The organism is Azospirillum sp. UENF 312511, assembly GCF_058780635.1.
Genome location: NZ_JBSNCG010000003.1, coordinates 642465 through 664091, shown reverse-complemented (window position 1 = coordinate 664091; position 21627 = coordinate 642465). Strand labels below are relative to the sequence as shown.

Annotated in this window: 22 protein-coding genes; 12 read left to right on the top strand and 10 right to left on the bottom strand. The window is 67.7% G+C overall.

Annotation, left to right across the window (positions count from 1 at the left end; translation table 11 throughout):
• Positions 1 to 27 precede the first annotated feature (27 nt).
• A complete protein-coding gene (locus ACWPN7_RS14490) occupies positions 28 to 1893 on the bottom strand; it encodes a flagellin N-terminal helical domain-containing protein (protein ID WP_349619504.1) in 1866 nt (621 codons plus the stop codon).
• A 405-nt stretch (positions 1894 to 2298) separates the two neighbouring features.
• On the opposite strand from ACWPN7_RS14490, the gene ACWPN7_RS14485 reads away from it, so the two are divergent.
• Positions 2299 to 2766, top strand: coding sequence for a RidA family protein (locus tag ACWPN7_RS14485; RefSeq protein WP_038531171.1), 468 nt, complete (start codon positions 2299 to 2301; stop codon positions 2764 to 2766).
• Between the two features lie 90 nt (positions 2767 to 2856).
• Positions 2857 to 4077 (top strand): GNAT family N-acetyltransferase, encoded by a 1221-nt coding sequence (locus ACWPN7_RS14480; RefSeq protein ID WP_459196960.1) that lies wholly within the window; start codon positions 2857 to 2859, stop codon positions 4075 to 4077.
• A gap of 21 nt (positions 4078 to 4098) precedes the next feature.
• Here ACWPN7_RS14480 and ACWPN7_RS14475 read toward each other — a convergent pair whose 3' ends face one another.
• Positions 4099 to 4575: a nucleoside deaminase gene (locus ACWPN7_RS14475; protein ID WP_103040326.1), complete on the bottom strand. Its 477-nt coding sequence runs from the start codon at positions 4573 to 4575 to the stop codon at positions 4099 to 4101.
• Between the two features lie 179 nt (positions 4576 to 4754).
• Here ACWPN7_RS14475 and ACWPN7_RS14470 point away from each other — a divergent pair, with 179 nt between their 5' ends.
• Positions 4755 to 6065, top strand: coding sequence for a pentapeptide repeat-containing protein (locus tag ACWPN7_RS14470; RefSeq protein WP_051657923.1), 1311 nt, complete (start codon positions 4755 to 4757; stop codon positions 6063 to 6065).
• A gap of 3 nt (positions 6066 to 6068) precedes the next feature.
• Here ACWPN7_RS14470 and ACWPN7_RS14465 read toward each other — a convergent pair whose 3' ends face one another.
• Entirely contained in the window at positions 6069 to 7181 is a 1113-nt protein-coding gene (locus ACWPN7_RS14465) for a CaiB/BaiF CoA transferase family protein (RefSeq protein WP_492273335.1), read from the bottom strand.
• A gap of 154 nt (positions 7182 to 7335) precedes the next feature.
• Between ACWPN7_RS14465 and ACWPN7_RS14460 the strand changes: the two genes are divergently transcribed.
• Complete coding sequence (locus ACWPN7_RS14460; protein WP_038529120.1) at positions 7336 to 7527, top strand: YegP family protein; 192 nt, start codon at positions 7336 to 7338, stop codon at positions 7525 to 7527.
• A 78-nt stretch (positions 7528 to 7605) separates the two neighbouring features.
• Here ACWPN7_RS14460 and clpA read toward each other — a convergent pair whose 3' ends face one another.
• The 4 genes from clpA to ACWPN7_RS14440 all read right to left on the bottom strand — a co-directional run bounded on the left by clpA (position 7606) and on the right by ACWPN7_RS14440 (position 12002).
• Positions 7606 to 9921, bottom strand: a complete 2316-nt coding sequence (gene clpA, locus ACWPN7_RS14455) for an ATP-dependent Clp protease ATP-binding subunit ClpA (protein WP_014239699.1) — start codon at positions 9919 to 9921, stop codon at positions 7606 to 7608.
• An 8-nt stretch (positions 9922 to 9929) separates the two neighbouring features.
• Positions 9930 to 10256: an ATP-dependent Clp protease adapter ClpS gene (gene clpS / locus ACWPN7_RS14450; RefSeq protein WP_038529118.1), complete on the bottom strand. Its 327-nt coding sequence runs from the start codon at positions 10254 to 10256 to the stop codon at positions 9930 to 9932.
• A gap of 455 nt (positions 10257 to 10711) precedes the next feature.
• The gene (locus ACWPN7_RS14445; protein ID WP_014239701.1) at positions 10712 to 11197 is read right to left on the bottom strand and encodes a phasin family protein; all 486 of its coding nucleotides are present in this window, start codon (positions 11195 to 11197) and stop codon (positions 10712 to 10714) included.
• Positions 11198 to 11465: 268 nt separating this feature from the next.
• Positions 11466 to 12002: a phasin family protein gene (locus ACWPN7_RS14440; RefSeq protein ID WP_051657922.1), complete on the bottom strand. Its 537-nt coding sequence runs from the start codon at positions 12000 to 12002 to the stop codon at positions 11466 to 11468.
• 420 nt (positions 12003 to 12422) lie between these two features.
• Here ACWPN7_RS14440 and ACWPN7_RS14435 point away from each other — a divergent pair, with 420 nt between their 5' ends.
• Complete coding sequence (locus ACWPN7_RS14435) at positions 12423 to 13184, top strand: proteasome-type protease (RefSeq protein WP_038529116.1); 762 nt, start codon at positions 12423 to 12425, stop codon at positions 13182 to 13184.
• Positions 13185 to 13293: 109 nt separating this feature from the next.
• On the opposite strand, the gene ACWPN7_RS14430 is transcribed toward ACWPN7_RS14435, so the two are convergent.
• Positions 13294 to 14016, bottom strand: coding sequence for a hypothetical protein (locus ACWPN7_RS14430; RefSeq protein ID WP_247887684.1), 723 nt, complete (start codon positions 14014 to 14016; stop codon positions 13294 to 13296).
• Between the two features lie 496 nt (positions 14017 to 14512).
• Here ACWPN7_RS14430 and ACWPN7_RS14425 point away from each other — a divergent pair, with 496 nt between their 5' ends.
• Positions 14513 to 15721 carry a serine hydrolase gene (locus ACWPN7_RS14425; RefSeq protein WP_307832911.1) on the top strand — a complete coding sequence of 403 codons (1209 nt, stop codon included), beginning with the start codon at positions 14513 to 14515 and terminating at the stop codon, positions 15719 to 15721.
• A 78-nt stretch (positions 15722 to 15799) separates the two neighbouring features.
• On the opposite strand, the gene ACWPN7_RS14420 is transcribed toward ACWPN7_RS14425, so the two are convergent.
• Both ACWPN7_RS14420 and ACWPN7_RS14415 read right to left on the bottom strand, forming a co-directional pair.
• Entirely contained in the window at positions 15800 to 16636 is an 837-nt protein-coding gene (locus tag ACWPN7_RS14420; RefSeq protein ID WP_081862945.1) for an ABC transporter substrate-binding protein, read from the bottom strand.
• 112 nt (positions 16637 to 16748) lie between these two features.
• Positions 16749 to 17444 (bottom strand): ABC transporter permease, encoded by a 696-nt coding sequence (locus tag ACWPN7_RS14415; RefSeq protein WP_459196962.1) that lies wholly within the window; start codon positions 17442 to 17444, stop codon positions 16749 to 16751.
• Positions 17445 to 17563: 119 nt separating this feature from the next.
• On the opposite strand from ACWPN7_RS14415, the gene fdhD reads away from it, so the two are divergent.
• From fdhD to ACWPN7_RS14385, 6 genes are all read left to right on the top strand, one after another.
• Positions 17564 to 18445, top strand: a complete 882-nt coding sequence (gene fdhD / locus ACWPN7_RS14410) for a formate dehydrogenase accessory sulfurtransferase FdhD (protein ID WP_038529108.1) — start codon at positions 17564 to 17566, stop codon at positions 18443 to 18445.
• Positions 18435 to 19061, top strand: a complete 627-nt coding sequence (gene mobA / locus ACWPN7_RS14405; RefSeq protein WP_459196963.1) for a molybdenum cofactor guanylyltransferase MobA — start codon at positions 18435 to 18437, stop codon at positions 19059 to 19061. The genes fdhD and mobA overlap by 11 nt, the downstream gene beginning before the upstream one ends.
• Positions 19058 to 19552: a DUF3305 domain-containing protein gene (locus ACWPN7_RS14400; protein WP_456524925.1), complete on the top strand. Its 495-nt coding sequence runs from the start codon at positions 19058 to 19060 to the stop codon at positions 19550 to 19552. Before mobA ends, ACWPN7_RS14400 begins: the two co-directional genes overlap by 4 nt.
• Positions 19553 to 19753: 201 nt before the next feature.
• Positions 19754 to 20344 carry a DUF3306 domain-containing protein gene (locus ACWPN7_RS14395; protein ID WP_149649577.1) on the top strand — a complete coding sequence of 197 codons (591 nt, stop codon included), beginning with the start codon at positions 19754 to 19756 and terminating at the stop codon, positions 20342 to 20344.
• 290 nt (positions 20345 to 20634) lie between these two features.
• Entirely contained in the window at positions 20635 to 21246 is a 612-nt protein-coding gene (locus ACWPN7_RS14390) for a TorD/DmsD family molecular chaperone (RefSeq protein ID WP_149649725.1), read from the top strand.
• A 176-nt stretch (positions 21247 to 21422) separates the two neighbouring features.
• The gene (locus ACWPN7_RS14385; RefSeq protein WP_038529100.1) at positions 21423 to 21623 is read left to right on the top strand and encodes a hypothetical protein; all 201 of its coding nucleotides are present in this window, start codon (positions 21423 to 21425) and stop codon (positions 21621 to 21623) included.
• Positions 21624 to 21627 lie beyond the last annotated feature (4 nt).

Here is a 21627-nt window from a genome sequence, read left to right as displayed (position 1 = left end):
CTGTGGTCGCCGGCTGGACCTTGCCGGTTAGAACAGACGCAGGATCGACTGCTGCGACTGGTTGGCCAGCGAGAGGGCGATGGTGCCGAGCTGCTGACGGGTCTGCAGCATCAGCAGGCTCGCGCCTTCCTCGTTCTGGTCGGCCAGCGTCAGCTTGTTGGCGCCTTCGACCAGCACGTCGCTGAACTCCTTGGTGAAGGTTTCGCGGGTCGTGATGATGTTCAGGTTGGTCGACAGCGTCTGCGAGGCCGACCGCAGGCTCTGCTTCGCGTAGTCGATGCTGGCGACCGCCTTGTCGATGTCGGCGCGGTCGGTCCAGTCGTTCTGCGCGTAGTCCAGACGCAGGCCTTGGCCGCTGGTGCTCAGGTTCTGCGACTTCACCGTGATCGCATTGGTGTTGCGCTCGTTGAGCTGCACCGTCAGATCGTTGGAGGTGTTGGCGTCGGTCACCTGCACCGAGACCAGGTTGGCCGCCGAGCTGGCCGCCGCCGCCTGCTTGATGCTCTTCTGGTCGACGTTGAAGCGCACCGTGCCGGTGTCGAACGCGAAGGCGTTCTCGCCTTCCGACAGCTTGCCCTCGCCGCGCTTGGACATGCCGTCGCGGGTCACCGTGGCGCCGCTCAGGTTGCTGACCTGGATCTGGATGTCGACCTTCTTCTCGATGGTCGAGATGCCGTTGCCGGCGTTGGCGGCCTGCTCCAGAAGATTGCGGTCCACCACGAAGGACACCACGGTGCCCGACGCGAAGCTCTCGGAGATGCGCTTGGTCAGGGCGTTCTCGGCGGTGGCCTTGACGGTCATCTCGCGGGCGGCGTTGGTCGTCGTCGCGCCCGACAGGGTGATCGTGCCGGTGTTTTCGACCGTGACAGTCTGGACGTCCTTGCCGCTGAGGCGGCCGTTGGCGCCCAGCGCGTTGTTGATCGACGCCGTAAGCTGTTTGGCGATGTTGACGCGGGCGGTCTGGCCCGTCGCCACGTCACCGGCGGTGGCGATGTAGGTGAAGGTCTGGTCTTCGACGGTGATGGTGAAGCTGTCGCCCGCCTCGATCGTGCCGCCCAGCGTCACCTGGGTGAGCTGCGCGGTGCCCGACTTCGCCGCCTTCGTCGTGTTGGCGGCCATGGTCTGGGTGTTGTCGAAGTAGGTGATCGTGCGCGACTCGTTGCCGTCCGTGATGATGAAGGACCGCTCGCGGCCCTTCGCGCCGCGGACCTCGATCTGCACGTCGGAGAAACTGCCGAGCGACGTGGCCATCGTGCCGGACAGCTTCAGGCCGACCAGGCCGTGGGCCATTTCGGCGCTGTTGATCTCGCCGGCCGCGCCCTCGATGGAGCCGTCGCCCTTGACGCGCACCGTGTAGGTGTCGGTCGACACCACGTTGGTGACGCGGGCGTTCTCGATGCCCTGGATGGTGTTGACGGCGCGGCGCGACTCGCTGGTGGAGTCCAGGCGCATGCCGTCGCCGGCCAGCAGGTTCTTGCCGGCATAGCCGCTGTCGCCGGCCAGCTTGTCGATCTGCTCCTTCAGCGCGTTGAACTGCGAGGCCAGCGTCTTGCGGGTGGCGACGGAGCCGGCGTCGGTGCCGAGCGCGGAATAGGCGGCGGTGGTCAGGCCGCGCGCCTGCTCGATCATGCTTTCGATCGCGGTTACGCCCTTGTCGGCGGCCTTGATGGTGCTGATCGACTGACCCATGGCGTCCTTCAACGACGACAGGTCACCGGCGCGCTGGGTCAGGCTCTTCGCTGCGAAGAACGACGTCGGACCGTCGAGAGCCGAGTTGATCTTGTTGCCGGTCGAGAGGATGTTCTGTTTGACACCGATCTTGTCGTTCACGCTCTGCAGTTGCAGCAGATTCGTGCGCATTGACGCGGTGAGAGTGACGTCGTTGATGGCCATGGTTCCAAGTCTCCTTCTGAGGCTCGCCCCGCGGCTGGTGCTTGAAACCGAAGCGAGGCAACGTGCATTTGCGCGGTCCTCCTCTATCAAGACCCGTGCCAATTTCCGGGCCATCTGGTAACGCATTGATACTGAAAGAGATAATGGAGCCTTGCGTGATGGGGTGGCCCGCGCAGGCCGGACGGTCCTTCCCATGCCGGTGGAAAGTTTTGCCGGGCAGAAAGGGTGTTGCGCCCCGGACTCCGGGACAAAACTTCCCAGTTGGCCGGCCGGTCGGCCGCGCGCCGGGTGCCGGTAAGCTCTTGGTGCCGGCGGAGGAGGGAGCTATCGTCGGGGTCTCGCACCCATCGCGGCGCCACCCATCGGAGCGTTCTCGGCGCCCGCAACGAAGACGGAGGGATGAGCATGGCCGGACGCATCGAGGCGCGGCTGAAGGAGTTGGGGATCGAGCTGCCGCAGGCGGCGGCCCCGGTGGCGGCCTATGTGCCCTACACCCAGTCGGGCAACACGCTCTACGTGTCGGGGCAGGTCACCGTGTGGAACGGCGAGCGCCGCTTCGTCGGCAAGCTGGGCCAGGACTTCACGGTGGAGCAGGGCCAGCAGGCGGCGCGGCTGTGCGCCCTGAACATCATCGCCCAGGCGAAGGCGGCCTGCGGCGGCGATCTCGACCGGGTGGTGCGCGTGCTGCGGCTGGGCGGCTTCGTCAACGGCACGCCGGACTTCCATGACCATCCGCTGGTCATCAACGGCGCGTCGGAACTGATGATGCAGGTGTTCGGCGACGCCGGAAAGCACGCCCGCGCCGCGGTCGGAGCCCCGTCGCTGCCCGGCAACGTGGCCGTCGAGGTGGACGCCATCCTCGAACTGGCCTGATCCGGGCTCCGCATCGGGGGAGGGGGCGGGCCTCTTGCCGCGGCGCGGCAAAGCGCCCACCTCCCTCGGCGTACCCGCGAAGGAGAGACCATGCCCGACGGCAAGGACAGCGGCCCCACCCCCGGCGCCGACCCCGAGGCCGGGGGGACGATCACCGTCAAGGTTCTGACCGGCATCGGTCTGGCCGATCCCCAGGAATGGGACGCCTGCGCCGGGCCGGACAACCCGTTTCTCAGCCACGCCTTTCTGCTGGCGCTGGAGGAATCGGGATCGGTCACCGGCCGCACCGGCTGGCAGCCCAGCCACCTCGCCGCCCTCGACGGGGCGGGGCGCATCATGGGCGCGGTGCCGCTTTATCTGAAGAACCATTCCTATGGCGAATATGTCTTCGACCACGCCTGGGCGCACGCCTATGAGCGGGCGGGCGGGCAGTATTACCCGAAGCTGCAGTGCGCCGTGCCCTTCACCCCGGTGCCGGGGCCGCGCCTTCTGGTCCGGCCCGGCGCCTCGACCCAGAGGATGGAGGCGGTCGCTGGCGCCCTGATCCAGGGGATGGAGGAGGTGGCGCGGCGCTACGGCGTCTCCTCCGTCCACGTCACCTTCCCGGAGGAGGGTGATTGGCGCCGCCTCGGCGAGGCCGGCTGGCTGCTCCGCGAAGGCGTGCAGTATCATTGGGAAAACCGCGGCTACGCCAGCTTCGACGATTTCCTGGGAACCCTGAACAGCCGCAAGCGCAAGACCATCCGCAAGGAGCGGCGCGAAGTGGCGGAGAGCAGCGTCCGGCTGCACAGCCTGACCGGCGCCGACCTGAAGCCGGAGCATTGGGACGCCTTCTACCGCTTCTATCTGGAGACCGCCGACCGGAAATGGGGCGGCGGCTATCTGAACCGCGCCTTCTTCCGGCTTCTGGGCGAGACCATGGCCGACCGGGTTATGCTGGTGATGTGCGAGGACAACGGGGAGTGGGTGGCCGGCGCCCTGAACCTGATCGGGGCCGACGCCCTCTATGGCCGCAACTGGGGCTCCGACGGCAGCTATCGTTTCCTGCATTTCGAGGCGTGCTACTACCGCGCGCTGGACTTCGCCATCGAGCGCGGCCTCGGCCGGGTCGAGGCCGGCGCCCAGGGGGAGCACAAGATCCAGCGCGGCTACCTGCCGGTGCCGACCTACAGCGCCCACTGGGTGGCCGACCCCGGCTTTCGCCGCGCCATCGCCGATTACCTGCGCCGCGAGCGGCCCGGCGTGGCGGCGGAGCGCGAGGCGCTGATGGAGCTGTCACCCTACCGCCAGGATGGCCTGCCGGAGCAATAGGGCCGGATCAGTAGGGCCAGATCAGTAGGGAACGCGGTCGGGCCGGGCAGCCCATTCGTCGAAGACGGCGCGCGCCTCGTCGGCCAGCAAACGCTGCATGGGGACTGCCCGCTGCTCCAGCGGCAGGGCAATTTCCGTGTAGAGGAAGGCGTCGTCGAAACCGATGGACGCCGCGTCGTCGCGCGCGTTGGCGTAGACGATGCGCCCGATCCGCGCCCAGTAGATCGCCGACAGGCACATCGGGCAGGGCTCGCAGCTCGTGTAGACGGTTGCCCCGGCGAGGCTGAAGCTGCCGAGATCGCGGCAGGCGTTGCGGATCGCGACGACCTCGGCGTGCGCCGTCGGGTCGTTGGTGGAGGTCACGCAGTTCCACCCCTCGCCGATGATCCGGCCGTCCCGCGCGATGACCGCGCCGAAGGGGCCGCCGGCGTTGCCCTGCATGTGTGTGCGGCTGAGCGCGATGGCGCGGCGCAGGCACTCCGTGTCGAAACTCGTCATGCTTTCCCTCTCCCAACCCTAACCGCGTTGTCGTTCAATGGTTTAAAGACTGCTCCATGGCCCCGGTCCGGCATGCGTCCGTGGCATTGCAGGGGTGGCGGACGATTGGGGATTTCTCCTTTACTGCCCATGCGCAATGCGTAGTGTGGGCGGGATCAGCCGACCGACGGACCCGCCCGATGACCGACCGCGCCATGGAATTCCTGAAGCAGGTGCGGGACCATCTATTCTATCTCAAACTGAGGCCGGGCGGTGTGCGCCTTCAGGCGAAGGGCGTCGATCTGTCGAGGCTGCGGCTGAAGGGCTTCAACCTGCAAACGGCCATCCTCACCCAGGGCAACTTTTCCGATGCCCAGCTTGAGGAGGTCAGCTTCGCCATGTCCGACCTGTTCGGGGCGAATTTCAGCCGGGCGAAGCTGGTGGGCTCCTCCTTCGCGCGGGCGGACCTGCGTGGGACGAACTTCCTGAAGGCCGACCTGACCCGCACCGACTTCGAAGGGGCCGATCTGCGCCCCGGCCAGATCATGGTCCACCGCGCCGGGCGCGAGGACGAGGAGGAGCGGCGGCCCGCCAACCTGACGGACGCGCGGATGGACGGCGTCAACTTCAAGGGCGCCGACCTCAGCCACGCCGAACTGGCCAACGCCTCGACGGCGGGCGGCGACTTCAGCAACGCCAACCTGTTCGCCGCCAATCTGGCCGGGGCCGACCTGACCGAGGCGAACTTCAGCGGGGCCAAAATGAAGCGCGCCGTGCTGAACGGCGCCAACCTGACCCGCGCCATCCTGCGCAACGCCGACCTGCGCGAGGCGACCCTGCGCAACGTCGACCTGACCGTGGCGGACACGCGGGGCGCCAACCTCAGCGGTGCCGTCTACATGAAGAACGCCGACGCCCTGCCGGCGCCGGTGCGCAGCGTGCTGGACGCCCATATCCTGTGGATCAACAGCGGCGGCGGGGCCGGGCTGCGGGCGGACTTCACCGGGATGGACCTGCGCGGGCTGGACCTCACCGCCTGCGATCTGTCGGGCGGGGTGTTCCGCGACGCCAAGCTGGACGAGGCGCGGCTGTCCAACGCCTCGCTCTCGCTGGCCGATTTCGGCGGGGCCAGCCTGCGCCGGGTGCGGCTGGACCAGGCGGTGCTGACCGGGGCGAACCTGAGCGGGGCCGACCTGACCGGGGCGGACCTCCACGGTGGTGACCTCGGCATGGTGGAGTTGCGCAACCCGGACGGCACCCCGACCGGGCGGAGCTGGCCGACCAACCTGACGAACGCCACGCTGGCCGCCGCCGACCTGCGCGGCGCCCGGCTGACCGGGGCCAAGCTGGCCGGCGCCAGTTTCGAGATGGCCAACCTCGCCTCCGCCGACCTGCGCGGCTGCGACGACGCGGCGGCGAACCTGTCGAAGGCCAGCCTGATGGGCGCCCGCCGCGGCCCGCTGGACGCGCGGCCGCCGCGCGACGGCGGCGGGCCCCTCATCGCCCTGTAGGCCTCACGTCCAGGCGGCGAGCACCGCGGCCGCGGTGGACTCGCGCAAGGGCGCGCGCTCGGGCGGACTTCCGCCATCGACGCGCAGGCCCATCAGGGTCTCCACCAGCGGCTCCGGTCCCGGCGTGACGCGGACTTGGCCGCGGGCGGCGATGTGGGGGTGGTCCGGCATCTCCGCCAGCGTCGGCAGTGCCTCGAAGCAGCAGTCCACCGGGTCGAGCAGCGCCTTCCAGTCGGCGAGGCTGCGTGTGGCGAACAGGGCGTCCAGTTCCGCGATCAGGGCGGCCTGGGGCAGCGGGTCGCCCTGCCGGGCGATCCAGTCGGGGCGTCCCACCGCCTCGCAGAAGCCTTGCCAGAACTTGGCCTCCAGCGCCGACAGGGTGGCGAAGCGGCCGTCGGCGGTGCGGTAGATGCGGTAGCAGGCGGCCCCGCCGGACAGCAGCGTCTCGCCGCGGGCCGGGACCTCGCCGCGGGCGTCGGCGGTCAGGTTGAAGCCCTGCCAGCCCAGCACCGTTTCCATGATCGACAGGTCGAGGAAGCAGCCTTCGCCGCTGCGCTGGCGCCCGAACAGGGCGGCGACCACCGCCAGCGCTGCCTGCTGGGCCGAGGCGAAGTCGGCGACCGGCGGGTGGCTGATCGAGGGATGGTCCGGCATGCCCGAGGAATCCAGGCCGCCGCCGACCGCCATGTAGTTGAGGTCATGGCCCGCCCGCCGGGCGTAAGGACCGCTGCTGCCCCATCCGGAAAGGCTGGCGTGGACCAGCCGCGGATTCAGCGCGCGCAGCCGGGCGTGGCCGACCCCCAGCTTGTCCAGCACGCCCGGGCGGTAGCTTTCCACCAGGGCGTCGGCCCCGGCGATCAGCGTCTCGAAGGCGCCGCGGTCGCCCTCGTCCTTCAGGTTCAGGCGGATGACCGTCTTGCCGGCGTTCAGCAGCTTGTAGGCGGCGGTCGTGCCGTCGGCGTCGGTGCGGCCCATCTGGCGCAGCGGGTCGCCGCTCGGGGCCTCGACCTTCACCACTTCGGCGCCGAGGTCAGCCAGCATCTGGGCGGCGTAGGGACCCGGCAGATACTGGCCGAGGTCGATGACGCGCAGTCCGCTCAGGAATGGCAGGGGCATGGTGCGTTTCCTCATTCTTCGTTTCGGCGTGCTTCGTTTCTGGGGGGCCGCCTGGAAGGAGTGTCCGTGATGCGGCGTCGGGAATGCAACCGTCCGCCCTTCACAGTCGTGCCGCCTCCGCCGTCCGTATCAGACCAATGGCGCGGAGGAAAACATGTCCACAGGCAAGGCTGCCAAATACAAGGTCTACAAGGATCACCGCAACGAATGGCGCTGGACCTTCCACGCCGCCAACGGCGAGGCCATCGCCGTCAGCAGCGAGGGCTACACGGCCGAGCGCGACTGCCTGCACGGCATCGCCCTGATGAAGAGTTCCAACGACGCGGTCGTCCTGGTCGAGGAATGATGGTTCAAAGAGCCGGCCGACCGGACAAAAAGAAAGGGGGCCTTGCGGCCCCCTTTTCGCGTTCCGTGCGAAGCGGCGTCATTCCGCCAGTTCGTGCACGACCTCGTCCTCGTCCTCGTCGCCGGAGCGCCGCTTGCGCGACCCCTCGGTGTACTCGAAGGCGGGCTTGTCGTCCTTCACGGTGACCTTGACCAAACCGCCCTTGGCGAGCTTGCCGAACAGCAGCTCTTCCGCCAGCGGCTTCTTCAGGTGCTCCTGGATCACGCGGCCCAGCGGACGCGCGCCGTAGAGCGGGTCGTAGCCCTTCTTGCCCAGCCACTCGCGGGCCTGATCGTCGAGTTCGATCGTGACGCCGCGGTCCTCGAGCTGCGCTTCCATCTGCATGATGAACTTGTCCACCACGCGGTTGATGACCTCCTGGGTCAGCGGCGCGAAGGGGATGATCGCATCCAGGCGGTTGCGGAACTCCGGCGTGAACAGCTTCTCCACCGCTTCCATGTCCTCGCCGACCCGACGCTCGCGCTCGAAGCCGATGGCCGGCTTGGCCATGTCCGCGGCACCCGCGTTGGAGGTCATGATGAGGATGACGTTGCGGAAGTCCACCGTCTTGCCGTTGTGGTCGGTCAGCTTGCCGTGATCCATGATCTGCAACAGGATGTTGAACAGATCCGGATGGGCCTTCTCGATCTCGTCGAGCAGCAGCACGCAATGCGGATGCTGGTCGATGGCGTCGGTCAGCAGGCCGCCCTGGTCGAACCCGACATAGCCCGGAGGGGCGCCGATCAGGCGGGAGACGGTGTGCCGCTCCATATACTCCGACATGTCGAAGCGGGTCAGCTCGATGCCCAGCGTGAGGGAGAGCTGGCGGGCCACCTCGGTCTTGCCGACGCCGGTCGGGCCGGTGAACAGGTAGTTGCCGATCGGCTTCTCCGGCTCGCGCAGGCCGGCACGGGCCAGCTTGATGGCGGAGACCAGCGCGTCGATGGCCTTGTTCTGGCCGAAGACCATGGTCTTCAGGTCGCGCTCCAGGTTGAGGAGCGTTTCCTTGTCGTCGCGGCTGACCGACTTCGGCGGGATGCGGGCGATCTTGGCGACCACCGCCTCCACGTCCTTGACGGAGATCTTCTTCTTCCGCTTGTTCTCCGGCAGCAGCATCTGCGCGGCGCCGACCTCGTCGATGATGTCGATGGCCTTGTCCGGCAGCTTGCGGTCGCCGATGTACTTCGCGGACAGCTCCACCGCCGAACGGATCGCGTCGTTGGTGTAGCTCACCCGGTGGTGCTTCTCGTAGTAGGTCTTGATCCCCTGGAGGATCTTGATCGCATCCTCGACCGTCGGCTCGTTGACGTCGATCTTCTGGAAGCGCCGGACGAGCGCCCGGTCCTTCTCGAAATAGTTCCGGTATTCCTTGTAGGTCGTCGAACCGATGCAACGCAGCGAGCCGGAGGCGAGGGCCGGCTTCAGCAGGTTCGAGGCGTCCATCGCACCGCCCGAGGTCGCACCGGCGCCAATGACCGTGTGGATCTCGTCGATGAAGAGGACGGCACCTTCCGTGGCCTCCAGTTCGGAGACGACGGCCTTGAGGCGCTCTTCGAAGTCGCCGCGGTACCGCGTACCGGCGAGCAGGGAGCCCATGTCGAGCGCGAAGATGGTGGCGCCCTTCAGCACCTCCGGAACCTCGCCATGGACGATGCGGCGGGCCAGCCCCTCGGCGATGGCGGTCTTGCCGACACCGGGGTCACCGACATACAGCGGGTTGTTCTTCGACCGCCGGCACAGGATCTGGATGGTCCGTTCGACCTCCTGCTCCCGTCCGATCAGCGGATCGATCTTCCCGCTGGCCGCCTTCTTGTTCAGGTTGACGCAATAAGCCTCTAGGGCTTCGCTGCCTTTCTTCACGACCTTCTCCGCCGCCGCGTCCTCGTCGGCTCCGGTAACGCGCTTCGCTTCCGAGCGGCCCGGGGCCTTCGCGATTCCGTGAGAGATGTAGTTCACCGCGTCGAAACGGGTCATCTCCTGCTCCTGCAGGAAATAGACCGCGTGGCTTTCGCGTTCAGAGAACAGGGCGACGAGCACATTTGCTCCCGTCACCTCTTCACGCCCCGACGACTGGACGTGGATGGCCGCGCGTTGCAGCACCCGCTGGAAGCCAGCCGTCGGCTTAGCATCATCGGGCCTGTTCGTGATCAGGTTCGCAAGCTCGTTGTCGAGGTAATCCGAGAGTTCGGCGCGCAGTCGGTCCAGATCGACCCCACAAGCGCGCAAGACGGCCATGGCATCGGCATCCTCGGTCAATGCGAGCAGCAAGTGTTCGAGCGTCGCGTATTCGTGCCTGCGCTCGTTCGCATGGGCCAGGGCTCGGTGCAGCGTCTGTTCCAAGTTACGCGACAGCATCTGTGGCCTTAATCCTTTTCTAGCGTACATTGCAGCGGGTGCTGGTGCTGGCGCGCAAAGTCCATCACCTGCGTGACTTTCGTCTCCGCCACCTCGTAGGTGAACACGCCGCACAAGCCCACACCCCGCCGGTGCACATGCAGCATGATCCGCGTAGCCTCCTCGCGCGACTTGGCAAAGAAGCGCTCCAAGACATGAACGACGAATTCCATAGGTGTGTAGTCGTCGTTCAACATCAAGACCTTATACATCGAGGGCTTTTTAGTCTTAGGCTTGGTTTTGATAACCACGCCCGTGGTGGTGCCCTCGTCGCCGTGCTTGTCGTTTTCGGCCATGGTCTCAACAGGTCAACATCGCGATGTACGTCGCATGAATGATATGAGAACTCCGGGCGCGGTGGGAAGGGGCCGTTTTCGGTGAGTCCCCATTTGGGAGAGGCCCATTCGGAACAAGACCTGCCCGGCTACCCCGGAATTGGTGGAAGGCATTTGATTTTGCGGCAGAACTGCCGCACCGGCGTGCCAAAAATGGCACGGCCCGCACCCTGTAGATGTCCCTCGCGCCCAAAAGAAACAAGCCCGGCGGTCTGCACCGCCGGGCTTTCCCGGAACTTCACAATGCCGTGAGGCGGCAGGATTTAAAGCGGTACCGCCTTGCGCCGTCCGCACCCCCGGACGATAGCGTCCCGGGGGCGGCGGAGGTGGGAGCCGCCCCGGCCCTGCGGCCGGGTCTGTGGAATTGCTGGCTCCGGGACATTTTGTCTCAGGCTGACGTCTGGGACCGGCCTGGATCAGGCGGCCTTCGCCGCGACCGGCTTGGACAGCGTCTCGACCGTGACCTGGAGGCGGTCGTTGATCGGCGCGAAGGCGTCCTTGGCGGTCTTCAGCGACAGCTCCTGCAGCTTGGCGCTCTCCTTGACGAAGGTCTCGAAGCTCGCCTTGGCGAAGCTGCTCTGCAGCTCGACCAGCTCCTGGACGGTCTTGACGGCCAGCAGGGCCTTGCCGGTGGCGGCGCTCTTCTCCAGCGAGGACTGGGTGAAGGAGGCGACCTGCTTGCCGGCTTCCTCGGCGCCCTTGGCGACGATGGTGCCCGACTTCACGACGGCGTCGACGTTGCCCTTGGTCAGGGCGGTCAGCTCGTCGAAGCCCTTCAGGATCTGGGCCGAAGCCTTCTCGAACTGCTCCTGCTGGGCCTTGACCAGGCCGTCCACGTTCTGCTTGGCGGCGGACACGGCGTCTTCGAAGGTCTTGGTGGCGGCGGCGAACTTGTCGGTCATGGAACGGCTCCTCGAATTTCATCGGGTTGACCCGCGCCGGACCCACCGATTGGCGACCGCGCGGATGATCCGACCAGCGACCCCGTGGCTTCGGGCGTCGGGTCGATGCTGCAATGCAGCATGACTAAACTTAGGGCAGGTTCCGGCGCCTGTCAACGGGATTTTGTGCGGTGCACAAAAACTTTTGCGCGTCCCGGCCGGCCCCGTCACGCGCGGAGCCCGGCCGTCGGGGAACGGCCGGGCTCCGTGGTTTCGCCGTGTGGGCGGATCAGGCCGCGATCGGCTTGGACAGGGTGCTGACGGTGACCGACACGCGGTCCTTCAGCGGGGTCAGGGCCGCCGTGGCGACGCGGGTGCCGATGCCCTGGAGGCGGGAGGACTCCGCGACGAAGGCGTCGAAGCTGGCCTTCACATACTCGCTCTGGAGATCGACGACCTCCTTCAGCGACTTGGCGGTCAGCAGGGCCTTGCCGGTGGTGACCGACTTGTCGAAGGACGCCTGGGCGTAGGCGGTCACCTCGCGGGTCAGCTCTTCCGCACCCTGGGTGGCGATGCTGCCGCTCTGGATCAGCGCTTCCACGTTGGCCTTGTTCAGGGCCTGAAGCTCGGCGGAGATCTTCAGAAGCTGGGAGGACAGCTTCTCGACCTGCTCCTTGGTGGCGGACGCGGTCTGCTCGAACGTCTTCGCGGCCTGCTCCTGGCCGGCCTTGACGAAGCCCTCGACCTGCTCCTTGGCCTGGGCGGCGGCGTTCTCGAACGCCTGGGTGGGGGCGGGGGCCGGCTTGGCCTTCGTCACGGTCGTCATGCCTTGCGTTCCTTCCTTGGTCGAAGCCCGGCGCGCATCAACCCGGACCGGCGGACCGTCCGCCTGCGGGGCGCAGACCGGCTGCGTTGGGGAGGCCCGGACGGCTCCGGGCCCGAAAATGCTGCAGTGCAGCAATGGCTAAACTATGGGCAGATGTCCGTGGAGTCAACAAAGAATCTTGTGCGTCGCACAATATATCAGTTGAGCCCGGTCCCTTTGCTTGGTTGGTACGGCGAAAGCTCCACCGTTCCGCCCCATGGGAAAACCGATCCACTTCGGCTCGACTGGGCGGAGCCTTTACGAAAGCTTTACCGCCAATCCTGCCCAATCATACTCTGCCCGCCGAAGGGACGCGCTTCGGCCAAAGGTCAGACCAACCGCGGCGGAACGTCGCAGCTTTCAGTTCGGGAACGTTCTTTCATGACCTATTGCCTCGGCATCAAGACCCGCGACGGCCTGATCGGCCTGTCCGACGGGCGCATCACCAGCGGTTCGCAGCTGTCGTCCGCGCGCAAGGTGACCATGGTGGGCAGCGGCGGCGACCGCTTCTTCATCCTGAATTCCGGCCTGCGCAGCGTGCGCGACAAGACGCTGGCCTACCTGCGCCGCGACATGTCCCGCCGCCGCGGCGAGACCTACCCGACCATGCTGGACGCGCTGTCGGCCTTCACGGCCTGCCTGCGCCAGGTGGCGGCGGAGGACAAGGAGGCGCTGGAGGCGTCCAAGCTGGCCTTCAACCTGCACGCCATCATCGGCGGCCAGCTTGCCGAGGACCGCGAGCCCTACATGTTCCTGGTCTATCCGGAGGGCAACTGGATCGAGGTGGACGAGCGCACCCCCTACCTGTCGATCGGCGCCACCGCCTACGGCAAGCCGATCCTGGACCGCGCGCTGTCCTACAGCACGGACATGCGGACGGCGCTGAAGATCGCCTACCTGTCCTTCGACAGCACGCGCTTCTCGTCCAACGACGTCGGCTTCCCCATCGACATGGTGACCTTCAACGCCGAGGAACGGCTGTGGCGCCAGTCGAACTTCGACTACGACGATCTGGTCGAGCAGCGCCTGTGGTGGAACCGGAATATCACCGAGCTGGCCCGCCGCATGCCCGACGGCCCGTGGGTGGACACGCTGCTGGCCGCCGGCGCGCGGGCGGATGTCGCTGAGGAAGAGGTGGTCTAGTTTCTTGCCCCCTCCCTAACCCTCCCCCTCTTCGAGGTGGAGGGGATTTTTCTCCCTCCCCTGCGAAGCGGGGGAGGGCCGGGGGAGGGGGCAATGTCAGCCCTGCCCACTACTTCCCGGCGAACAACCACGTCCCGAAGGGCGCCGTCGGTCCGACCAGCCCGTCGCGGCCCACCTGGACCTCGAACACCACACCGGCGCTGTCCACCTGTCCGCCGGTCGGCAGGGTGCGCGGCGCGTCCTGCGGGCGTGGCAGGACGGGGTAGGGCACGCCGGTCCCCTGGCCGCTGCCATCCAGCTCCTTCAGCGGCCCGTCGAACCGGATGTCGGAGAAGCGGTCGGACGGGTAGGGGTAGGCGTTGAAGAACCAGCTTCCCCGCCGGCAGCCGTTGATCAGCCAATAGACGCCGTTGGACGGCAGGCGCACCCCGCTCGGCGCCGGCTCGAAGGCGCCGCTCTCGTAGAGGCGCAGGACGAACAGGGCGAACTGGCGCGGCGAGAGCTGGGCCTTGGCCACCGGGCCGCGGGCGACCGCCGCCGGGTCGTCCAGATCGATGCGGGCGAGGTCGGTGGCCTCCAGGACGCGCGCCTCGACCATCGCGCCGCCGGTGCCGCGGTCGCCGACGATGTCGTAGGTCCGCACATGCTTCTGATAGTCGGCGTTGAAGACCAGCCGGTAGCGGTCGGTCTCCCCCTTGGTGCAGGCGGCGCGCAGGTCGTCGCCGTTGAGGTAGCTGACCCAGGTGAGCTTGCGCGCCACCGGGTTGTCGGTCGGCCCGACCGAGGCGCAGCCGGCGAGAAGACCCGCCGCAGCCACCGTGATTCCCGTCACCCTGGCGCATCTCCCTCTTCGTCCGTCCCGTGGGGCAGCGCGCGGAATTGTCGGGCGTCGCACGGGCGGGCGGGTCATGAGGTGCCTCGCGTCCAGTCGGGAAGGGAAATGGTCCTGCGCTTCCGGGAAAATGGATCGGCGGTCGCGCTCCTTCAACGCGGTTCGCCCCCTACGGGTCCGTGCCTCATCCAATTTCGTCACAGCGCCGCCGAAGAAATCGAAGCGGCAAATTAACGAATTGTCGCTAGACACTGATTTCCATGGAATTTACCATTGCGCCAAACAGCAAGTATTAGCCTTTGGCGGGGGCATCATGAACGTAACGGGCCAGACCGTTCGAAGCCTGCTTTTGGCGTTCGCTTGGCGCGGGCGCGAAACGGAGGGGGAACAGGCCACAGAACGTTTGGCGAATGGACGTTCGACTCTGAGAAGTGCCTTCAGCATTACCCCTTTCGTTCGAGGGCTATGCGGCCGGGGCCTGTGCGGCGCCCTGGCGGTGCTGGCGGTGACCATCCTGGCGCCGTTGCCGGCGCTGGCCGCGAAATACGCGGCGATCGTCGTGGACGCGCGCACCGGTGAGGTGCTGCACGAGGAGAACGCCGACACCCTGACCTACCCGGCGTCGCTGACCAAGATGATGACGCTCTATCTGACCTTCGACGCGCTCGACGAGGGGCGGCTGCGGCTGGATCAGGCGCTTCCGGTGTCGGCCTGGGCGGAGGCGCAGTCGCCGACCAAGCTCGGGCTGCGCGCCGGCAAGACGCTGCGGGTGGAGCAGGCGATCCTCGGGTTGGTCACCAAGTCGGCCAACGACGCCTCGGTCGTGCTGGCGGAGGCGCTGGGCGGCAGCGAGGCGAAATTCGCCGAGATGATGACCCGCAAGGCCCGCGAGCTGGGGATGCGCAACACGGTGTTCCGCAACTCCAACGGCCTGCCGAACATGCAGCAGGTGACCACGGCGCGCGACTTCTCGATCCTGTCGCGGGCGATGCTGTCCGACCACTCCCGCTACTACCCCTATTTCAGCCGCCGCGCCTTCGTCTATGGCGGGCGCAGCCTGAACAACCACAACCGGCTGATGTCGCGCTACGAGGGCATGGACGGCATCAAGACCGGCTACACCGTGGCCAGCGGCTTCAACCTCGCGGCGTCGGCGGTGCGCGACGGGCGGCGGCTGGTCGCCGTGGTGCTGGGCGGCAAGTCCGCGGCCTCGCGCGACGCCCGTATGGAGGCGATTCTCGACAAGGCGTTCGACAAGCCGAGTCGCGGTTCAGAGGCGCCGGTCGTCGCCCGCGCCGGGGACGAGGACGCGCCGCGCGCCACCGCCAAGGGCAGGCCGCCGGCCAAGCCGGAGACCATCGCGCAGCTCGCCTCCACCGTCTCCACCCCCGCCGCGGTCCGCCCGCCGGCCCGCGCCCGCGACGAGGACAGCGACACGAAGGCCGACGGCTCGAAGTGGGGCGTGCAGGTCGGCGCCTTCTCCACGCGGGAGGCCAGCAACCGGGCGCTGACCCAGGCGACCAAGCAGGCGCCCTTTCTGCTGCGCGCCGCCAAGCCGGCGGTGACGCCGGTGAAGGCCAACGGCTCCACCGTCTACCGCGCCCGCATGGTCGGGCTGGACGAGCGGACCGCCCGCAAGGTCTGCTCGGAGCTGACCCGCAACGGCCACCGCTGCGTTACGGTGTCACCGAACGAGAAGCTGTAAGCCGCTTCTTCCCCGCCAAAAAGAAAAGGCGCAGCCGCGGGGCTGCGCCTTTTTTCGTGCCCGCGGAGCGGAGGCCGGTCAGGCACCCGGCTCGTTGGCGTTCGGGAAGAACAGCGAATTGCCGTTGATCTTGTAGTCAGCGATGGCCTGCTGGCCCTCGGCGGAGACCAGCCAATCGACGAAGGCCTGCCCGTCGGCGGCCTTGACGTGGCTGAACTTGGCCGGGTTCACCAGCATGACGCCATACTGGTTGAACAGGCGCTTGTCGCCCTCCACCAGGATGTCGAGGTCGCCGCGGTTCTTGAAGCTGAGCCAGGTGGCGCGGTCGGTCATGGCGTAGCCGTTCACCGCGGCGGCGGTGTTCAGCGTGGCGCCCATGCCCTGGCCGATGGCGCGGTACCAGCCGTCACCCGTCGTGGGATCGACGCCGGCAGTCTTCCACAGCGCCTGCTCCGACTTGTGGGTGCCGCTGTCGTCGCCGCGCGACACGAAGGGGGCCTTGGCGGCGGCGATGCTCTTCAGCGCCGCGGACACGTCCTTGCTGCCGCCGACCTTGGCCGGGTCGGCCTTCGGCCCGACGATCACGAAGTCGTTGTACATGACCGGCTTGCGCACGGTGCTGAAGCCCTCGGCGACGAACTTGTCCTCCGACGGCTTGTGATGGACGAACAGCACGTCGGCGTCGCCGCGCTTGGCGATGTCGATGGCTTGGCCGGTGCCCTTGGCGACCACGCGGACCTCGATCCCGGTCTTCTCGGTGAACTTCGGCAGGATCGACTTGAACAGCCCCGAATCCTCGGTCGAGGTGGTGGAGGCCACGGTGATGAAGCGGTCGGCGGCGGTGGACGGCTGAACGGAGCCGAGCAGCAGAGCCGCCGCGGCGGCGCATCCCAGCACGAAAGAACGGCGCAGCATCGGACTATCCCTCTCCAGGTTCTTGCCCGCCTTGGTTGCGGGCTGTGGCGGCGACTATGGGAAACTTCGAACGGCTTTGCAAATTTTCCAGAATCAGTGAGCGGACAGCGGCTCAGGCCCGCCGCGTCTCCCGCACCATGGCGGCGGCGAGGTTCACCGACAGCGACAGCGTCATCAGGATGACGCCGAGGCCGAGCGCCAGCGGCAGGTCGCCCTTGCTGGTCTCCAGCGCGATGGAGGTGGTCATGACGCGGGTCACCCGGTCGATGTTGCCGCCGACGATCATCACCGCCCCGACCTCCGCCGAGGCTCGCCCGAAGCCGGCCAGCACGATGGTCAGCAGGCTCCAGCGCGCCTCCGACAGCAGGGTGAACAGGGTGGTCAGCGGCCCGGTCCCCATCACCCGCAACAGGTCGCCATACTCCATCAGCAGATCCTCGACGATCTGGCGGGTCAGGGCGGCGACAATGGGGACGATCAGCACGGTCTGGGCCACGATCATCGCGGTCGGGGTGAACAGCAGCCCCAGCACCCCCAGCGGACCGGAGCGCGACAGGATCAGATAGACGATCAGCCCCACCACCACCGGCGGCAGCCCCATCGCCGTGTTCAGGAACAGGGTCACCACGCGCCGTCCGGGAAAGTGGAAGGCGGCGACGGCGGCGCCCAGCGGCAGGCCGATCAGGGCCGACAGCAGGACGGCGGTCAGGCTGACGCGCAGCGACAGGCCGACGATCCCCACCAGACCGGGGTCGAAATCGGCGATCAGGTGGAAGGCGGTGACGAAGGCCAGACCGAACTCATGCATAAAAGTACTCGTGCATACCAAGCGCTCGCGCGTCAAATCGGGGCCGCATCGCTTCCGTCTTGCGGGAGCCGATCATCCGCCGCTTGCCCCGGCGCGCAATCTTCCCCACTCTTCCGGTCATGGACCTCTCGGAATTCACCATAAGGCCGGACCCGGCGAATCCCAAGCTGACGGAGCGCGTTTCCGGGCTGGATCAGGACGGGCGCCCGGTGGAGGCGTCGGTCACCGTGGAACGGCCGCTGACGCTGTACCTGAACGGGCAGGAGATCGTCACCATGATGACGATCGCCGACTACCCCGATTATCTGGCGGTGGGCTATCTGCTCAACCAGAACATGCTGAAGCGCGACGACCGGATCACCGGCATCGACTACGACGAGGAGATCGACACCGTCGTCGTCCGCACCGAGCGCGCCACGAACTACGAGCAGAAGCTCAAGAAGAAGACGCTGACCTCCGGTTGCGCCCAGGGCACCGCCTTCGGCGACGTGATGGAAACCTTCGAGTCGGTGCGGCTGAACCCCGACGCGCGGCTGAAGACCTCCTGGATCTACGCTTTGTCGAAGAAGATCAACCTGACTCCCAGCCTGTACCTGGAGGCCGGGGCCATCCACGGCTGCGTGCTCTGCCAGGACGACCGCCCCCTCGTCTACATGGAGGACGTCGGGCGGCACAACGCGGTGGACAAGGTGGCGGGCTACATGCACCTGCACGGCGTGCCGGCGCACGACAAGATCTTCTACACGACGGGGCGCCTGACCTCGGAGATGGTCATCAAGACGGTGCAGATGGGCATCCCGATCCTGATCTCCCGCTCGGGCTTTACCGCCTGGGGGGTGGAGCTGGGACGGCAGGCCAACCTGACCATGGTCGGGCGGGCCAAGGGCAAGCGCTTCCTCGCTTTGGCCGGCACCGACCGGCTGGACTTCGACGCCGATCCGGCCGCGGTCGGCGACGAGGGCGGGCGCCACCAGCGCAAGGGGAGCCGCGATGACGACTGAGGGCATTGCCGGCGTGCTGCTGGCCGGCGGCCTGTCGCGGCGCATGGGCGGCGGCGACAAGAGCCTGCGCACGCTGGGCGGGCGCAGCATCCTGGAGCGCATTGTCGCCACCGTGCGCCCGCAGGTCGGGCCGCTGGTGCTCAACGCCAACGGCGACCCGGCGCGCTTCGCCGCCTTTGGCCTGCCGGTGGCCGCGGACGTGGTGGAGGGCTTCGCCGGGCCGTTGGCCGGAGTTCTGACAGGGATGGAGTGGGCGCGGGCCAACGCGCCGGACTGCCGCTGGCTGGCCAGCTTCGCCACCGATGCGCCCTTCATCCCCGGCGATCTGGTCGCGCGTCTGGCGGCGGCGGTGGAGCGCGAGGGCGCCGACCTCGCCTGCGCCCGCTCCGACGGGCAGGAGCATCCGGTCTTCGGCCTGTGGCGGGTCGACCTCGCCGACGACCTCCGCCGCGCGATGGTGGAGGAGGACATGCGCAAGGTGGACGCGTGGACGGCCCGGTACCGTCTGGCGGTTGCCGACTTCGCCACCGATCCGGTAGACCCCTTCTTCAACACGAACCGCCCCGACGATCTGGCGGAGGCGGAACGGCTGATGGCGGCGGGACTGGTCCGATGAGCGAGACCCTGAACAAGACCGAGACGATGGCCCTCGGCATCGTGCTGGAGCGCCGCAAGGGCACCAGCGCCTGGGCGGAATGGGCGTGGCGTCCGGTCTCGGTGATTCCCGGCGCCCCGCCGCTCGACGGCCCCTGGAGGTTGCTGCGCGAGGGGGAGGGCTGGGCGCACTTCCACGCCGCGACCCTGCCGCTGGAGCTGTTCCGCAGCGACACCGAAGGCTACAAGCTGAACCTGTCGCAGGAGCCGCCGCGCCTCTGGGTCGTGCTGCGCCCGGACGAGACGGGGGAGCCGGGGGGCGTCGTGCCCTTCGTCGTCACCGCCTCCGCCCACGAATGCGAGGCCTATCAGGTGAGCGGCGTGGAGATGGTGGAGACGGTGCCGATGCCGCCGGAGGTCACGGCCCTGGTCCGCGACTTCACCGAGCAGCACCATGTGGATGTCCCCTTCGTGAAGCGCGAGCGCAAGCGGCACTTCCCGAAGCAGGGGTGATGAATTCTTGATGGGGCTCCGGCGCCGCGCCCCCCTCCCGGCCTCCCCCCGCTCTCGGCGGACCGAAGGTCCGCCTGCCGCGTCAGCGCAAACCTCTGGTTTGCGCGAGAGCTTCGCAGGGGGAGGAGCTGATTCCCTCCCCCGCCCAGCGGGGGAGGGTTAGGGTGGGGGCAAGGTCTGGCAATCCCCGAGACGCACAGCATGACCGACGAATCCTTCCTCTCCCGCTGGTCCCGCCTGAAGCGGCAGCCCGCCGCCCCCGCCCCGGAGCCGGCCCTGGAGCCAGCACAGCCGCCGCCGGCCGAGGAGCCGACCGCGCAACTCCCGGTGGACGCGACAGCCGAGCCGGCCGAGCCGGCCGAAGCCGCACCGGACTCCGATGACCCGCTGAAGGACCTCCCCCCGGTGGAGGAGCTGACGCTGGAGTCCGACTTTACGCCCTTCCTGCGGGCGGAAGTCCCGGACGACCTGCACCGGCAGGCGCTGCGCAAGCTGTGGACCTCCGACCCGATCTTCGCCAACGATGACGGGTTGAAGGACTACGCCGACGACTACGCCAGCCTGTTCACCGGGTCCTCGCCGGTGAAGACGCTCTACCGCGTCGGCAAGGGCTTCCTCGACGCCGCGGAAGAGGCGGCCGAGAAGGCGGAGCAAGGAGCCGGCGGGACGGCCGCGGACGGCAACATCGATGAAGACGGGAAAGAAATAGTGGCGCTTCCCGAAGGTGCGGAGCCCGAGCAGGTCCCCTCTGCTTCGCAGGAACCGGGTATCGATATGATAAAAAGAGCATAGCGATAATCCAGCCCAAGTCGCGGTAAGCACACTTCTGAGTCAACCTTTGTTGACAAACACCGCGAATCTGCCCTTTAATATACCAATCCTGAACGTTAAGCCCCTGATATGGCGAGGCTTTTCGCGGGTGCAATATGAGGTTGTCGGTCCAGGGCGTCTCGGGCGCCGGCCCATGACGCCGTGAGACTGCAGCGGGCGAGCCAATGCGCCGCCGTTGTCGCGACGGGTGGGGCCGGGTGCCGGAGCTTTGCCGATCTGGTCCTTTTGTCGTGTCGGGAGGGATGAACGCCGTGTCCGTGACCGGTGAACACGATCCGTCGGCCCTGCCGCCGGAGGAGATGCAGCGGGCGCAGCTCTACGCGCTGCTGGCGCATCTGCTTGCCCGCCCACCTGGCGGGGAGTTTCTGGCCGCTCTGTCGGCGCTGGACGGCGACGCGAGCCCGCTCGGGCAGGCGCTGCGCGGTCTGGCCGAGGCCGCCCGCGGCACGGACGCCGCTGCGGTGGAGGAGGAGTTCAACACCCTCTTCATCGGTGTCGGCGGTGGCATCCTGTCCCCTTACGGCTCCTACTATCTCACGGGTTTCCTTCACGAAAAGCCGCTGGCCGAACTGCGCGGCGACATGGCGCTGCTGGGCATCGCCCGCGCCGACGAGGTGAAGGAACCCGAAGACCACATCGCCGCCTTGGCCGAGATGATGGCGGGTCTGATCACCGGGGCCTTCGACGCCCCGGCCGATCTGGAGGAGCAACGCCGCTTCTTCGACCGCCACATCGGTTCCTGGGCCGGCCGGTTCTTCACCGATCTGGAATCCACGCCGTCCGCCGCCTTCTACCGCGCGGTGGGCACGCTGGGTCACCGGTATCTGGAGGTCGAGGGCAAGGCCTTCGACATGGCGGCGTGATCGGGCGGCGTGACGGGGCGGCCCGACCGCGCACCGGCACCGCCGCCGAACAGACAGCAAAACAACGAGACCGGTCCACGACAAGGCCGGTCCGGAAACGCTCAAAACAAGGCCCGGAAACCGGGCGTCCCATCGGTCTTCAGTCTCGGGGAAGCCGCGAAGAATAGGGTGAAGCTATGACGGACAAGAAGGAAAAGACCACGCTGGCGCGGCGCGACCTGTTCCGCGCGGCTGGATTGGGCGTCGGCGCGCTCGGCGCCGCCGCCGTGGGCGCCGTGGCGGGCGCGGAGCCGGTGCAGGCCGCCGAGCCCGCTCCCGCCCAGGGCTACCGCGAGACCGACCATGTCCGGACGGTCTACGAACTGAGCCGCTTCTAAGAAG

Excerpts from the sequence above, each read along its gene's own strand:
- ACWPN7_RS14435 (WP_038529116.1), top strand. The coding sequence starts at position 12,423 with ATGACCTATTGCCTCGGCATCAAGACCCGCGACGGCCTGATCGGCCTG.
- ACWPN7_RS14465 (WP_492273335.1), bottom strand. The coding sequence starts at position 7,181 with ATGCCCCTGCCATTCCTGAGCGGACTGCGCGTCATCGACCTCGGCCAG.
- ACWPN7_RS14385 (WP_038529100.1), top strand. The coding sequence starts at position 21,423 with ATGACGGACAAGAAGGAAAAGACCACGCTGGCGCGGCGCGACCTGTTC.
- ACWPN7_RS14475 (WP_103040326.1), bottom strand. The coding sequence starts at position 4,575 with ATGACGAGTTTCGACACGGAGTGCCTGCGCCGCGCCATCGCGCTCAGC.
- ACWPN7_RS14485 (WP_038531171.1), top strand. The coding sequence starts at position 2,299 with ATGGCCGGACGCATCGAGGCGCGGCTGAAGGAGTTGGGGATCGAGCTG.
- fdhD (WP_038529108.1), top strand. The coding sequence starts at position 17,564 with ATGGACCTCTCGGAATTCACCATAAGGCCGGACCCGGCGAATCCCAAG.
- clpS (WP_038529118.1), bottom strand. The coding sequence starts at position 10,256 with ATGGCCGAAAACGACAAGCACGGCGACGAGGGCACCACCACGGGCGTG.
- ACWPN7_RS14395 (WP_149649577.1), top strand. The coding sequence starts at position 19,754 with ATGACCGACGAATCCTTCCTCTCCCGCTGGTCCCGCCTGAAGCGGCAG.
- ACWPN7_RS14420 (WP_081862945.1), bottom strand. The coding sequence starts at position 16,636 with ATGCTGCGCCGTTCTTTCGTGCTGGGATGCGCCGCCGCGGCGGCTCTG.
- clpA (WP_014239699.1), bottom strand. The coding sequence starts at position 9,921 with ATGCTGTCGCGTAACTTGGAACAGACGCTGCACCGAGCCCTGGCCCAT.
- ACWPN7_RS14440 (WP_051657922.1), bottom strand. The coding sequence starts at position 12,002 with ATGACGACCGTGACGAAGGCCAAGCCGGCCCCCGCCCCCACCCAGGCG.
- ACWPN7_RS14470 (WP_051657923.1), top strand. The coding sequence starts at position 4,755 with ATGACCGACCGCGCCATGGAATTCCTGAAGCAGGTGCGGGACCATCTA.
- ACWPN7_RS14480 (WP_459196960.1), top strand. The coding sequence starts at position 2,857 with ATGCCCGACGGCAAGGACAGCGGCCCCACCCCCGGCGCCGACCCCGAG.
- mobA (WP_459196963.1), top strand. The coding sequence starts at position 18,435 with ATGACGACTGAGGGCATTGCCGGCGTGCTGCTGGCCGGCGGCCTGTCG.
- ACWPN7_RS14400 (WP_456524925.1), top strand. The coding sequence starts at position 19,058 with ATGAGCGAGACCCTGAACAAGACCGAGACGATGGCCCTCGGCATCGTG.
- ACWPN7_RS14445 (WP_014239701.1), bottom strand. The coding sequence starts at position 11,197 with ATGACCGACAAGTTCGCCGCCGCCACCAAGACCTTCGAAGACGCCGTG.
- ACWPN7_RS14490 (WP_349619504.1), bottom strand. The coding sequence starts at position 1,893 with ATGGCCATCAACGACGTCACTCTCACCGCGTCAATGCGCACGAATCTG.
- ACWPN7_RS14460 (WP_038529120.1), top strand. The coding sequence starts at position 7,336 with ATGTCCACAGGCAAGGCTGCCAAATACAAGGTCTACAAGGATCACCGC.
- ACWPN7_RS14415 (WP_459196962.1), bottom strand. The coding sequence starts at position 17,444 with ATGCATGAGTTCGGTCTGGCCTTCGTCACCGCCTTCCACCTGATCGCC.